At 64.8% G+C, this 12545-nt stretch carries 11 protein-coding genes; 5 read left to right on the top strand and 6 right to left on the bottom strand.

Annotated elements, in window-relative coordinates; translation table 11 throughout:
* Positions 1-2: 2 nt before the first annotated feature.
* On the bottom strand, positions 3-755 hold the full coding sequence (locus tag AWB81_RS11435) for an IclR family transcriptional regulator (RefSeq protein WP_062635453.1): 753 nt from the start codon (positions 753-755) through the stop codon (positions 3-5).
* Positions 756-1031: 276 nt separating this feature from the next.
* Complete coding sequence (gene xsc / locus AWB81_RS11430; protein WP_200822484.1) at positions 1032-2870, bottom strand: sulfoacetaldehyde acetyltransferase; 1839 nt, start codon at positions 2868-2870, stop codon at positions 1032-1034.
* A 150-nt stretch (positions 2871-3020) separates the two neighbouring features.
* On the opposite strand from xsc (AWB81_RS11430), the gene AWB81_RS11425 reads away from it, so the two are divergent.
* Both AWB81_RS11425 and AWB81_RS11420 read left to right on the top strand, forming a co-directional pair.
* Positions 3021-4049 (top strand): AAA family ATPase, encoded by a 1029-nt coding sequence (locus AWB81_RS11425; protein WP_200822488.1) that lies wholly within the window; start codon positions 3021-3023, stop codon positions 4047-4049.
* Positions 4049-5782, top strand: coding sequence for a cobaltochelatase CobT-related protein (locus AWB81_RS11420; RefSeq protein ID WP_062635280.1), 1734 nt, complete (start codon positions 4049-4051; stop codon positions 5780-5782). Before AWB81_RS11425 ends, AWB81_RS11420 begins: the two co-directional genes overlap by 1 nt.
* Before the next feature lie 15 nt (positions 5783-5797).
* Here AWB81_RS11420 and AWB81_RS11415 read toward each other — a convergent pair whose 3' ends face one another.
* The 3 genes from AWB81_RS11415 to xsc (AWB81_RS11405) all read right to left on the bottom strand — a co-directional run bounded on the left by AWB81_RS11415 (position 5798) and on the right by xsc (AWB81_RS11405) (position 9547).
* Positions 5798-6523, bottom strand: a complete 726-nt coding sequence (locus tag AWB81_RS11415) for a TSUP family transporter (protein ID WP_087134909.1) — start codon at positions 6521-6523, stop codon at positions 5798-5800.
* A 32-nt stretch (positions 6524-6555) separates the two neighbouring features.
* Complete coding sequence (gene pta, locus AWB81_RS11410) at positions 6556-7620, bottom strand: phosphate acetyltransferase (RefSeq protein WP_062635276.1); 1065 nt, start codon at positions 7618-7620, stop codon at positions 6556-6558.
* A gap of 88 nt (positions 7621-7708) precedes the next feature.
* The gene (gene xsc / locus AWB81_RS11405; RefSeq protein ID WP_200822483.1) at positions 7709-9547 is read right to left on the bottom strand and encodes a sulfoacetaldehyde acetyltransferase; all 1839 of its coding nucleotides are present in this window, start codon (positions 9545-9547) and stop codon (positions 7709-7711) included.
* Between the two features lie 247 nt (positions 9548-9794).
* Here xsc (AWB81_RS11405) and AWB81_RS11400 point away from each other — a divergent pair, with 247 nt between their 5' ends.
* A complete protein-coding gene (locus tag AWB81_RS11400; protein ID WP_062635274.1) occupies positions 9795-10952 on the top strand; it encodes a 2-aminoethylphosphonate--pyruvate transaminase in 1158 nt (385 codons plus the stop codon).
* Positions 10953-10957: 5 nt separating this feature from the next.
* Here the strand turns inward: AWB81_RS11400 and AWB81_RS11395 are convergent, their stop codons facing one another.
* The gene (locus AWB81_RS11395; protein WP_062635272.1) at positions 10958-11716 is read right to left on the bottom strand and encodes a GntR family transcriptional regulator; all 759 of its coding nucleotides are present in this window, start codon (positions 11714-11716) and stop codon (positions 10958-10960) included.
* Between the two features lie 267 nt (positions 11717-11983).
* Here AWB81_RS11395 and AWB81_RS11390 point away from each other — a divergent pair, with 267 nt between their 5' ends.
* Entirely contained in the window at positions 11984-12253 is a 270-nt protein-coding gene (locus AWB81_RS11390) for a UxaA family hydrolase (protein WP_062635449.1), read from the top strand.
* Between the two features lie 68 nt (positions 12254-12321).
* A partial coding sequence (locus tag AWB81_RS11385; RefSeq protein ID WP_327371983.1) for a UxaA family hydrolase occupies positions 12322-12545 on the top strand: 224 nt, incomplete at its 3' end.

Raw genomic sequence — 12545 nt, 5'->3', positions numbered from 1 at the left:
GGTCAGAACGTCTTCGCCAGCTCTTTCGCCGCATCCTGAAGGCGCGGCACGAATTCGAGTGCGCGCGAAAGCGGCGCGCGCGAGACGGGCGCATGCACGGCGATCGCGGCGACGCACTGGTTCTGGTCGTCGATCACAGGCGCCGCCACGCACACGATGCCAACGACGAACTCCTCGTTGTCGACCGCAATGCCCTTGTGCGCGATGCGGTCGAGTTCAGCTTCGAGCAATTCCGGATCGGTGATGGTGTTGGGCGTGAAGCGTTGCAGTTGCAGCGCGCGCACGAGGATGGAGCGCTGTTGTGGCGGGAGCAAGGCGAGCAGCAGCTTGCCGCTCGCGCTGCAATACGCGGGAACGTGCGAGCCCGGCTTGAGGTCGAGCCGCAGCGGCCACGGCGCCTCCATGCGGTCCAGATAGAGGACTTCCGTTTCGTGCAGCATCGTGAGATTGCAGGTCTCGCCAAGGTCCGAGACCAGCCGCGAGAGAATCGCATGCCGCAGACGCCGCGCGCCCGAATGCATCATCACGCCGAGGCCGAGTTGCGCGAGACGCGGGCCGATCACGTAGGCGTTCTTCTGACCGGGCTCGCGGATCACGAGGCCGCCTGCCTCCAGCGAAGCCAGCATTCGATGCAGTGAAGCCTTCGGCGCATCGACTTCGTGCGCGATGTCGGCGAGGGAAACGGGACCGTCTGCGGCGACGAGGTGCTCCAGCAGCGCGAACGCTCGCAGGGTCGGGGTGTCCGCTTTTTTCATGTCTGCCGTTCCGGAAAATGGATCGGCATTATTGTACTCAAAGCGCTTGTGGCGCGGAGTTTCCGGGACGAAGTGTTCGGTTTTGACGGCGGTTTCGTCCGGATGCGGCTTCCGGTTTTCGGAACGCGGCGCGGTTTCGGTTATGGCGTCCTGGTTCGCGGACGCCTCCGGGCTGTCGGCGGATAGCGGCAAGCCGGCTTCGAAGCTCATGGCGGACCTCTCGAACGGCGGGGTGGCGGCGGGTCCCGGCGGGGAAGCCGCCGGGACTTGCATCAATCAGACGTAGTCCTTGTACTTGTCGAGGAGGCGTACGGGTTTGGCGAGCGCATCGCGGCGGAACGGATCGCCGAGTTCGCGGGTGCACATGATCTCGATGATGGTGGTCTTGCCGTGGTTCATCTGCAGGTCGATGGCTTTTTTCAGCGCCGGTCCGACATCTTCGAGCTTGTCCACGACGATGCCTTCCGCGCCCATCGCTTTACCGATTTCCGCGAAGCTCTGGTTATCGAGTTCGCCCGCGACGAAGCGCCGGTTGTAGAAATCGACCTGATTCTTCTTCTCCGCGCCCCACTGGCGGTTGTGGAACACCACCGCCGTCACCGGGATGTTGTGGCGCACGCAGGTCATCGTTTCCATCAGGCTCATGCCCCAGGCGCCGTCGCCGGCGTAGGAGACCGCCGGGCGGTGCGGTGCCGCGACTTTCGCGCCGATGATGGTCGGAAACGCATAGCCGCAGTTGCCCCAGCTCATCGCCGCGAAGAAGCTGCGCGGTTTCTCGAAACGCAGATAGCTGTTGGCGACCGAGTTGATGTTGCCGATGTCGGTGGAGACCATCACGTCTTCAGGCATCGCCTTTTCCAGCTCGCGCAGCACCTGGCGCGGATGCAGATAGGTGCCGCCGCTGAACGGCCGCTCGCCCTTCTGCTCCTCGATCATGTCGAGGCTGTACGGATCGCGCTCGTGGGTCCATTCGTCGAGTTCCTTCTCCCACGCAGCCTTCTCCGACTTGATCTGGCCGGCACGGTCCTCGCGCGAGGCGTCGCAGGCGAGGGTGCGCCCGGTCAGACGCTGCGTGAGCGCAACCGCTGCGGCCTTCGCGTCGCCGCAAATGCCGACCGTGATCTTCTTCACGAGCCCGAGCATCTTGTGATCGGCATCGATCTGGATGATCTTCGCGTTCTTCGGCCAGTAGTCCATTCCGTGCTGCGGCAAGGTGCCGAACGGTCCGAGGCGCGAGCCGAGCGCGATCACCACATCGGCGCGCGAGAGCAGCTTCATTGCCGCCTTCGAGCCTTGGTAGCCGAGCGGGCCGCACCACAGCGGGTGGCTCGCCGGGAACGAGTCGTTGTGCAAGTAGCTGTTGACCACCGGCGCACCGAGCCGCTCGGCAAGCGCCTTGCATTCCTCGATTGCATCGGCCATCACCACGCCGCCGCCCGAGATGATCACCGGGAACCTGGCCGTAGCGAGCAACGCGGCGGCTTCGTCGAGCCGCTGCTCGCCACCGGCACCGCGATCCAGCCGCTGCGGCTGCGGGATCTCGGCCTTGATCTGGCCGTAGAAGTAATCGCGCGGGATATTGAGTTGCGTCGGCCCCATTTCGGCCATCGCGCGATCGAAGCATCGGCCGGTGAATTCGGCCATGCGCGCCGGGTGCGTCACGTGACCCTGATATTTGGTGAATTCCTGGAACATCGGCAACTGCTTGGCTTCCTGGAAGCCACCGAGACCAATGCCCATCGTGCCCGCTTCGGGCGTGACGATCACCACCGGGCTGTGCGCCCAATAGGCTGCTGCAATTGCGGTCACGCAGTTGCTGATACCGGGCCCGTTCTGGCCGATCACCACACCGTGGCGGCCTGACACGCGCGAATAGCCATCGGCCATGTGCCCTGCGCCTTGCTCGTGGACCACCGGAATCAGGCGGATACCGGCGGGGGCGAAGATGTCCCTCGCGTCCATGAAGGCGGAGCCCATGATGCCGAACATGTCGGTGACGCCGTTGGCGGCCAGCGTTTCGACGAAGGCTTCAGAGGGGGTCATGGCCTGCGGGCCGTCAGTGACGGAGGAAGCGGAGGAAGCGGGGGCGGCGAGAGTGGGGTCGAGTTCGCTCATGGTGTTGACGTCTCCGGTGTTTGAATAAAACGGAACATATGGTTCCGAAAACAGCGTGTTGGATGAAATGTAGACCATCATCGCCCGAATCGTCAACCGATAAAATCTATTATTCGGGATGATTTGTATCTAAAAAAGAATGCGTCTATGATGATACCGGACGAAAAAGCGTCGGTGAAAAGCGAAGGGAGACGAGAAGTGACAGATATCGTGAGTGGCAAGCCGGACCGGATGGTGTCGGTGCGCAGTGTTTTCGGCATCGATTCGGACTTGACCGTGCCTGCCTTCAGCGAGCGCGACGACCACGTTCCGGAAATCGACGAGGCGTATCGCTTCAATCCCGAAGTCACGCTGGCGATCCTCGCGGGATTCACGCGCGATCGCCGCGTGATGGTTCAGGGCCTGCACGGCACCGGAAAATCGACTCACATCGAGCAGGTCGCCGCGCGCCTGAGCTGGCCCTGCGTGCGCGTGAATCTCGACGGGCACATCAGCCGGCTCGATCTTGTCGGCCGCGACGCGATCGTCGTACGCGACGACCTGCAAGTGACCGAATTCCAGAAGGGCATCGTGCCGTGGGCGCTGCAACGGCCGGTCGCGCTGATCTTCGACGAATACGACGCCGGCCGTCCCGACGTCATGTTCGTGATCCAGCGCATCCTGGAACGCGACGGCAAATTCACGCTGCTCGACCAGAACCGCGTGATCCAGCCGCATCCGTACTTCCGCATGTTCGCGACGACGAATACCATCGGCCTCGGCAACCTGAACGGGCTCTATCACGGCACGCAGGTGCTCAATCACGCGCAGATGGACCGCTGGAACGTGGTCGCGACGCTCAACTATCTGCCGCGCGAGGAGGAGATCGGCATCGTGCTCGCGCGCGTGCCCGAACTCGCCGGCGATTCAGACCGCGCGCTGATCGAATCGATGCTGAGCGTGGCCGAACTCACGCGCAAGGGTTTCGCGGCAGGCGATCTTTCGACGCTGATGTCGCCGCGCACGGTCATCAGCTGGGCCGAGAACTGCCAGATCTTCCGCGATCCGGCGATGGCGTTCCGTCTCACTTTCCTGAACAAGTGCGACGAGGCGGAACGGCCGGCTGTCGCGGAATATTTCCAGCGGTGCTTCGGCCGCGAACTGGACGTCGAGCGCGAGAGCCGCGCAGCGCAATACTGATGTCGGCGCCGACAATAGCCGATCGCCAGGCCGCGCGCCGCGCGGACGAGCGCGAGCGCCTTTGCGCGGCGGCCGTGCGGGCGCTGACGGGCGACGCCGCGCTGAACTACCGCGACGGCCGTCTGTGCCGCGGCTATCGGCCGTTGCCGTTGCACGCGCCGCACTTGCGCACCGATCGCAATGCCGACGATCTCGCTTCATTGCGCGGCGCCGCCGATGGCGCGGCCCTGCGTCTGGTCCATTCCGATGCGACCCTCCATCGTCGACTTTGTCCCGCGGATCCAGTCGCGCGGCTCGTATTCGAACTGCTCGAACAGTTGCGCTGCGAGACACTGACGCCGCCCGGCATGCCGGGCGTCGCGCAGAACCTACATCACCGCTTCATGGCGTGGTCGCGCGCGTTCCATCGCTCCGGGCTGATCGACGGCCATCTCGGTCTGCTCGTCTATACCGTTGCGCAGATGAGCTGGTCGCGGCTGTCCGGCGAGCCGGTGCTGGAGGAAACCGAGGGCCTGATCGAAGCGACGCGCGCGGCTATCGCGCCCGCGCTCGGCGTGGCGCTCGCCGGCCTGCGACGCCATCGCGGCGATCAGCAGGCGTTCGCGCAGCACGCGCTCGACATCGCGCGGACGGTGAGCGAGATGATCCGCGCGGCGCGCGGCCAGCAAGCCGAAGACGCCGCCGATGACACCGAAGACGAAGCAGCCGCGCGCGCTGCGTTCACGCTCTGGCTCGGTTCCGACGACGACGAGCACAAGGAAATGGGCATCGCGGCGGCGGGCGAGAGCCGCGTGCTCGGCGCGTCGGACGCGGGTTACCGGATCTATACGACGCGCTACGACGAAGAAATTCGTCCCGCCGCGCGCGTGCGCCGGGAGTTGCTGCGCGAGTATCGCGAGCGGCTCGACGAACGCATCGCCGCGCAGGGCATCAACGTGAGCCGGCTTGCGCATGCGCTGCGAGTGGCACTTGCGAATCCCGAGCGCGACGGCTGGTCGTTCGGCGAGGAACACGGGCGCATCGACGGACGCATGCTCGCGCAACTCGTGTCGTCGCCCGACGAGCGGCGCATCTTCCGGCTCGAACGCCGCACGCTGATCGCGGACTGCGCGGTGAGCTTCCTGATCGACTGCTCGGGTTCGATGAAGGCGCATATCGAACCGGTCGCGACGATGATCGACGTGTTGACGCGCGCGCTCGACCAGGCGGGCGTGACGAGCGAAGTGCTCGGCTTCACGACGGCCGCGTGGAACGGCGGACGCGCGCGGTTCGACTGGCTTGCGCGCGGCCGGCCGCGGCATCCGGGGCGTCTCAACGAAGCGTCGCATCTGATCTTCAAGGACGCATCGACGAGCTGGCGACGCGCCCGCACCGACATCGCCGCGTTCTTCAAGGCCGATCTGTTCCGCGAAGGCGTGGACGGCGAGGCGGTCGAATGGGCGTGTTCGCGCCTGCTCGCGCGCGCCGAGCCGAGGCGCATGCTGATCGTCGTGTCCGACGGCAGTCCGATGGACAGCGCGACTGCACAGTCGAACGACGCGTTCTATCTTGACGGTCATCTGAAGGAAGTCGTCGCGCGCCACGAGGCCCTGGGCGACGTCGAGATCATGGGGCTCGGTGTCGGGCTGGACCTGAGCCCGTATTACCGGCGCTGCCTGGCGCTTGACCTCTCGACGCCGCCGGGCATGAACACGTTCGGCGAGATCGTTCGCTGGATCGGGGCACGGCGCTAGAAGCTCGGCCGGCGGTCATCTGATCCAGATCAGCGCCGCGCTCACCATCAGATAGCAGCCGATCCCGACCAGCACGCCGAACGCGATGCGCCGCGTCGCCACGCCCGAAATCGGCGGCGGGTAGCGTCTCGCGGCGACCGTCGCAAGCGCCACCACCGGTACCGCGAGCGCGGACTGCACCCAGATCGCGCGATCCAGCTGGCCCTCCCACGCGCTGAAAATTGTGCGGATCACAGCCGTCACCGCGAAGATCACGATCAGCGCGCAGCGGATCTCGACGAGCGACATCGGCTGACGATAGAACTGGAACACGAGCGGCGGTCCGGAAATGCCGAACATGCCGGAGAGCAGTCCGCCCGAGACGCCGCTCAGGAAAAAGCCGCGATCCTCCGAGCGTCGTTCGAGCGGCGCCGGCCGCAGGGCGGCGCCGAGGCCGCCGTAGAGAATCACCGCGCCGAGCAGGAATTGCAGGATGCCGGACGCGCCGCCGCTCAGATAGCCGAGCAGCAGCACGCCCGCGCCCACCGACGGCAGCAGCCCCAGCGTGGCGGCCCGCACTGCGCGCCAGTCGACGTGATGCAGCTTGCCGGGCAGCGCGATCGCGCTATTGGCGAGCGTCACGAGACTCACGACCGCGGCGACGCTCGCCACCGGCGCGAGGTTCAGGCCGCTCGCCGCGCCGATCACGATCATGCCGAGCCCGAAGCCGGTGACGGTCTGGAAGTAGCTCGCCGCGCCCATCAGCACGAGGAGCGCGAGCGCCTGCGCCGCGCTCACGATGCATGCGCGGCCGGGCGAGCATCCTCATTACTGGCAAGACCGGCTGGAGGCGCGAGCGTCGGCGCCGCCTGCGCCTGCACGCTGGTCACGGCGATGACGTAATAGATGTCGTCGGCGCTGCAGCCGCGCGACAGGTCGTTCGCCGGTTTCTGCAATCCCTGCAGGAGCGGGCCGATCGCCTTCGCGCCGCCGATGCGCTCCGCCAGCTTGTAGCCGATGTTGCCCGCTTCCAGGCCCGGGAAAATGAGCACGTTGGCGTGGCCGTCGACTTGCGAGTGCTCGACCTTGCGCCGCGCGATTTCCGCGACGATCGCAGCATCGAGCTGCACGTCGCCGTCGATCGCGAGCGACGGGCGCAGCGCCTTCACGCGCGCGGTGGCCGCGACCACCTTGTCGACGGCCGCGTGACGCGCGCTGCCGCTCGTCGAAAACGAGAGCATCGCGACGCGCGGTTCGTCCATCAGGAGGCTCTTCGCGCTGTCGGCGGCGGCGAGGGCGATGTCGGCCAGTTCGTTCGCGTCCGGTTCCACGACGAGCGCGCAGTCGGAGAAGATCAGGCCGCCCTTCATCGTGTGGAACGGCTCGCAGAGCATCATCAGGAAGAAGCTCGACACGAGTTTGAAACCAGCGCGCACGCCGATGATCTGGATCGCGGCGCGCACGACGTCCGCGGTGGTGTTGACTGCGCCCGCGACCGAGCCGTCCGCGTGGCCGAGGCGCACCAGCAGGTTCGCGAAACACAGAGGCTTCAGCACTTCGCGCTGCGCTTCTTCGCGTGTCATGCCTTTTCTGCCGCGCAGCGCGAAGAGTTCGTCCGCGCAAGCCTGCGCGAGCGGCGAGGCGGCCGGGTCGATCATTTCCATGCCGGAGAGGTCGATTTGTTCGCGTTCGGCGGTGTCGCGCACGCGCGCGGCGTCGCCGATCAGCATGATGCGCGCGAGCCCTTCGCGTGTGACGCGCGATGCCGCCTGCAGCACGCGCGGGTCCTCCGGCTCGCAGAGCACGATGCGCATGGGCGTCGCGCGAGCCTGCTCGATGATGCGGTTGATCGCTTTCATGATTTGGATCGCTTTATTGGGCGCAGGGGACGCGCGAGGCCGGAGGCGTCTTCGCCTCCGGCCTCGCGGTTCGATCAGACGACGGAGATCAGACGTAGTCCTTGTACTTGTCGAGGAGGCGTACGGGTTTGGCGAGCGCATCGCGGCGGAACGGATCGCCGAGTTCGCGGGTGCACATGATCTCGATGATGGTGGTCTTGCCGTGGTTCATCTGCAGGTCGATGGCTTTTTTCAGCGCCGGTCCGACATCTTCGAGCTTGTCCACGACGATGCCTTCCGCGCCCATCGCTTTACCGATTTCCGCGAAGCTCTGGTTATCGAGTTCGCCCGCGACGAAGCGCCGGTTGTAGAAATCGACCTGATTCTTCTTCTCCGCGCCCCACTGGCGGTTGTGGAACACCACCGCCGTCACCGGGATGTTGTGGCGCACGCAGGTCATCGTTTCCATCAGGCTCATGCCCCAGGCGCCGTCGCCGGCGTAGGAGACCGCCGGGCGGTGCGGTGCCGCGACTTTCGCGCCGATGATGGTCGGAAACGCATAGCCGCAGTTGCCCCAGCTCATCGCCGCGAAGAAGCTGCGCGGTTTCTCGAAACGCAGATAGCTGTTGGCGACCGAGTTGATGTTGCCGATGTCGGTGGAGACCATCACGTCTTCAGGCATCGCCTTTTCCAGCTCGCGCAGCACCTGGCGCGGATGCAGATAGGTGCCGCCGCTGAACGGCCGCTCGCCCTTCTGCTCCTCGATCATGTCGAGGCTGTACGGATCGCGCTCGTGGGTCCATTCGTCGAGTTCCTTCTCCCACGCAGCCTTCTCCGACTTGATCTGGCCGGCACGGTCCTCGCGCGAGGCGTCGCAGGCGAGGGTGCGCCCGGTCAGACGCTGCGTGAGCGCAACCGCTGCGGCCTTCGCGTCGCCGCAAATGCCGACCGTGATCTTCTTCACGAGCCCGAGCATCTTGTGATCGGCATCGATCTGGATGATCTTCGCGTTCTTCGGCCAGTAGTCCATTCCGTGCTGCGGCAAGGTGCCGAACGGTCCGAGGCGCGAGCCGAGCGCGATCACCACATCGGCGCGCGAGAGCAGCTTCATTGCCGCCTTCGAGCCTTGGTAGCCGAGCGGGCCGCACCACAGCGGGTGGCTCGCCGGGAACGAGTCGTTGTGCAAGTAGCTGTTGACCACCGGCGCACCGAGCCGCTCGGCAAGCGCCTTGCATTCCTCGATTGCATCGGCCATCACCACGCCGCCGCCCGAGATGATCACCGGGAACCTGGCCGTAGCGAGCAACGCGGCGGCTTCGTCGAGCCGCTGCTCGCCACCGGCACCGCGATCCAGCCGCTGCGGCTGCGGGATCTCGGCCTTGATCTGGCCGTAGAAGTAATCGCGCGGGATATTGAGTTGCGTCGGCCCCATTTCGGCCATCGCGCGATCGAAGCATCGGCCGGTGAATTCGGCCATGCGCGCCGGGTGCGTCACGTGACCCTGATATTTGGTGAATTCCTGGAACATCGGCAACTGCTTGGCTTCCTGGAAGCCACCGAGACCAATGCCCATCGTGCCCGCTTCGGGCGTGACGATCACCACCGGGCTGTGCGCCCAATAGGCTGCTGCAATTGCGGTCACGCAGTTGCTGATACCGGGCCCGTTCTGGCCGATCACCACACCGTGGCGGCCTGACACGCGCGAATAGCCATCGGCCATGTGCCCTGCGCCTTGCTCGTGGACCACCGGAATCAGGCGGATACCGGCGGGGGCGAAGATGTCCATCGCGTCCATGAAGGCGGAGCCCATGATGCCGAACATGTCGGTGACGCCGTTGGCGGCCAGCGTTTCGACGAAGGCTTCAGAGGGGGTCATGGCCTGCGGGCCGTCAGTGACGGAGGAAGCGGAGGAAGCGGGGGCGGCGAGAGTGGGGTCGAGTTCGCTCATGGTGTTGACGTCTCCGGTGTTTGAATAAAACGGAACATATGGTTCCGAAAACAGCGTGTTGGATGAAATGTAGACCATCATCGCCCGAATCGTCAACCGATAAAATCTATTATTCGGGATGATTTGTATCTAAAATAGTGACGCACGGATACGCCAACCGCGATGCCCCGCGTCGGGAAACCAGCGCAACCGGGCCGATGTCGTATACCCTGACGACCGATCTCGCCACGACGTCTGACGAATACCCATGCCACATTCCAAGCCAGTCACGCCCTTTGCCTCCGAAACCGGCGATCCGTTTCTCCTGACGCCGGGCCCGCTGACCACGTCGCGTACCGTCAAGGCCGCGATGCTGCACGACTGGGGTTCGCGCGATGCGAACTTCGTCGCGATCAACAAGTCCGTGCTTGCGCAGTTGCGCGACATCGCCAACGGCGGCGACGAATACGTGACGGTGCCGGTGCAGGGCTCCGGCACTTTCGCCGTCGAGGCGATGCTGACGAGCCTCGTGCCGCGCGACGGCAAGGTGCTCGTGCTGGTAAACGGCGCGTACGGGCTGCGCGCAAAGCGCATTCTCGATATCGCGAGACGCAAGACGGTCGTGCATCAGACGGCAGAAGACGCGCCACCCGACCTGAAAAAGGTCGAGTCGATCCTGAAGCGCACGCCGTCGATCACGCATGTGTTCGCGGTGCATTGCGAGACCACCTCGGGCATTCTCAATCCGGTAGCGAACATCGGCGCGCTCGCGGCGCGTTATGGCAAGGGCTTCCTGATCGATTCGATGAGCGCCTTCGGCGCGGTGCCGCTCGACGCGCGCGCGGTGGGCGCCGATGCGATCACCGCTTCGTCGAACAAGTGCATCGAGGGCGTGCCGGGCCTCGGTTTCGTGATCTGCCGCCGCGCGGCACTCGAAGCATCGCAAGGCAACGCGACGACGCTCGTGCTCGATCTGCACGACCAGTGGTCGAATTTCGAAAAGACCGGTCAGTACCGCTTTACGCCGCCAACGCATGTCATCGTTGCGCTGCATCAGGCGCTGCGGGAGTTCGACGAGGAAGGCGGCGTGGCGGGGCGCGGGGCGCGTTATCGCAACAACTGCCGCGTGCTGATCGAAGGGATGACGGCGCTCGGCTTCAGGCCGCTCCTGGCGGTGGATTTGCAGGCGCCGATCATCGTGACGTTTCACATGCTCGACGACCCGCGTTTCGATTTTCAGCGCTTCTACGACGGCCTGAAGGAACGCGGCTTCGTGATCTATCCCGGCAAGCTGACGGTTGCGGACTCGTTTCGCATCGGCTGTATCGGCAGGATCGGCGAGCGCGAAATGCGCGCCGCGCTCGACGCCGTGCGCGAGATGCTGCAGTCGATGGGCGTCGCCGGTACGTCGGCGCAGGCGGCCTGAATGTTCTAGCTGCCGTCTGTCGGGCGCGCGTAGCTCGACACGTAGTCGTATTCGAGCGTGTTGACATGCGAGATCCGGTACTCGACCGGCTGATGGTGGTACGAGTACGCGACGCGCTCGACTTCGAGTACCGGCGCGGCGGTCGCGAGGCCGAGCAGTTTTCCTTCGAGTTCGCTCGCCTGCGCGACACGCACGCGTTCATCTGTGCCGACCACATTGATGCCGAAGGCATCCTGATAGAAGTTGTAGAGCGTATTCGGGCGATCGCGCAGCGCGGCTTCCGTCAGTCCTGCAAAGCGCGTCTCGGGCAGCACGATGCTCTCAACGATCACGACAGCGTCGTGCAGCGCGAGCATGTTCGTGAACTGAAAGACGCGCGTACCTTCTGCGATCTGCAGTCGCGCCGCCACGTCGCGCGAGGCTTTCGTCCTGCGAAAATTCACGAGACTCACGACGGGGTAGGTCTTGTCCCCGTCGCGGCGCACGATGCGAAAGAAGCGAAAGAAGTGGCGATCCCGCTGATGCATCGCCACAAAGGTCCCGAGGCCTTGATGACGAACCAGTATGTTCTCGGCGCACAGTTCATCGATGGCCTTGCGCAGCGTGCCAATCGACACGCCGAAGCGTTCCGCCAGCCGCTTTTCGGAGGGAATGGCTTCGCCGCCTTTCCATTCCTGCGCCGCGAGTGCGCCCAGCACCGCGCTCTTTACTTCCTTGTACCGCGTGCCGCCGAGGGCTGTCGGCATCTCAGTCATCGTGCTCATAGCCTTCCCTGAATTCTTTTAATGATGTGAACCGATTCTACGCCATCTTCAGGTCATGTAACACATCTAGATGAGTTAGTTGACGTGGATGATATTGCCGCCTAAGATGATCTCACTGATGCGGCGACATGCCGTCGCCACCGGCGGGAAGGCCGGCCACGATTGAACTCAACCGAGGAGACGCAAATGAGTCAGGCAGCAGCAGGAACGAACGGCGCCGGAGTCGCGGCGGCAACGGCAGCAGGCGAGCGCAAGACCATTCACATCGTGCTGCACGAGGCGAAGGACACGGTGGGTGTGGCCGTCGTCGAGGGCATCAAGGCGGGCACGCAACTGAACGCGTGGATCATGGACGAAGACGAAGTCGTGACCGTCGCCGCAAAGCAGGACATTCCCATCGGCCACAAGGTCGCGCTGAAGGACATGGCGGTTGGCGACACGGTGTTCAAATACGGCGTCGATATCGGCAAGGTCGTCGCGCCCATCACGGCGGGAGAACACGCCCACGTGCACAACATCAAGACGAAGCGCTGGTAAGCCGCCCGCGCGGCAGCGACAAACCAGCGTAGCGACCCAGCTTCCCCATATCGAGAGAGACAAACATCATGAGCGTGATTGACCTGGACACCACTTTCCGCGGTTATCGTCGCGACAACGGCCGCGTCGGCGTACGCAACCATGTGATCATCCTGCCGGTCGACGACCTGTCGAACGCGGCCGCACTGGCGGTCGAAAGCAACATCAAGGGCACGATGGCGCTGCCGCATCCGTACGGCCGCCTGCAGTTCGGCGCCGACCTCGACCTGCACTTCCGCACGCTGATCGGCGC

The sequence above is a fragment of the Caballeronia arationis genome (assembly GCF_001544975.2).
Classification (GTDB): domain Bacteria; phylum Pseudomonadota; class Gammaproteobacteria; order Burkholderiales; family Burkholderiaceae; genus Caballeronia; species Caballeronia arationis.
Note: the sequence above shows the minus strand (reverse complement) of the source record. Positions and strands in the feature narration are given on the sequence as shown.

Bases quoted from the DNA above. Each gene is read 5' to 3' on its own strand.
- AWB81_RS11420 (WP_062635280.1), top strand. From the start codon at position 4,049: ATGTCGGCGCCGACAATAGCCGATCGCCAGGCCGCGCGCCGCGCGGAC.
- AWB81_RS11400 (WP_062635274.1), top strand. From the start codon at position 9,795: ATGCCACATTCCAAGCCAGTCACGCCCTTTGCCTCCGAAACCGGCGAT.
- AWB81_RS11435 (WP_062635453.1), bottom strand. From the start codon at position 755: ATGAAAAAAGCGGACACCCCGACCCTGCGAGCGTTCGCGCTGCTGGAG.
- xsc (WP_200822484.1), bottom strand. From the start codon at position 2,870: ATGAGCGAACTCGACCCCACTCTCGCCGCCCCCGCTTCCTCCGCTTCC.
- xsc (WP_200822483.1), bottom strand. From the start codon at position 9,547: ATGAGCGAACTCGACCCCACTCTCGCCGCCCCCGCTTCCTCCGCTTCC.
- AWB81_RS11395 (WP_062635272.1), bottom strand. From the start codon at position 11,716: ATGAGCACGATGACTGAGATGCCGACAGCCCTCGGCGGCACGCGGTAC.
- pta (WP_062635276.1), bottom strand. From the start codon at position 7,620: ATGAAAGCGATCAACCGCATCATCGAGCAGGCTCGCGCGACGCCCATG.
- AWB81_RS11415 (WP_087134909.1), bottom strand. From the start codon at position 6,523: ATGGGCGCGGCGAGCTACTTCCAGACCGTCACCGGCTTCGGGCTCGGC.
- AWB81_RS11425 (WP_200822488.1), top strand. From the start codon at position 3,021: ATGATACCGGACGAAAAAGCGTCGGTGAAAAGCGAAGGGAGACGAGAA.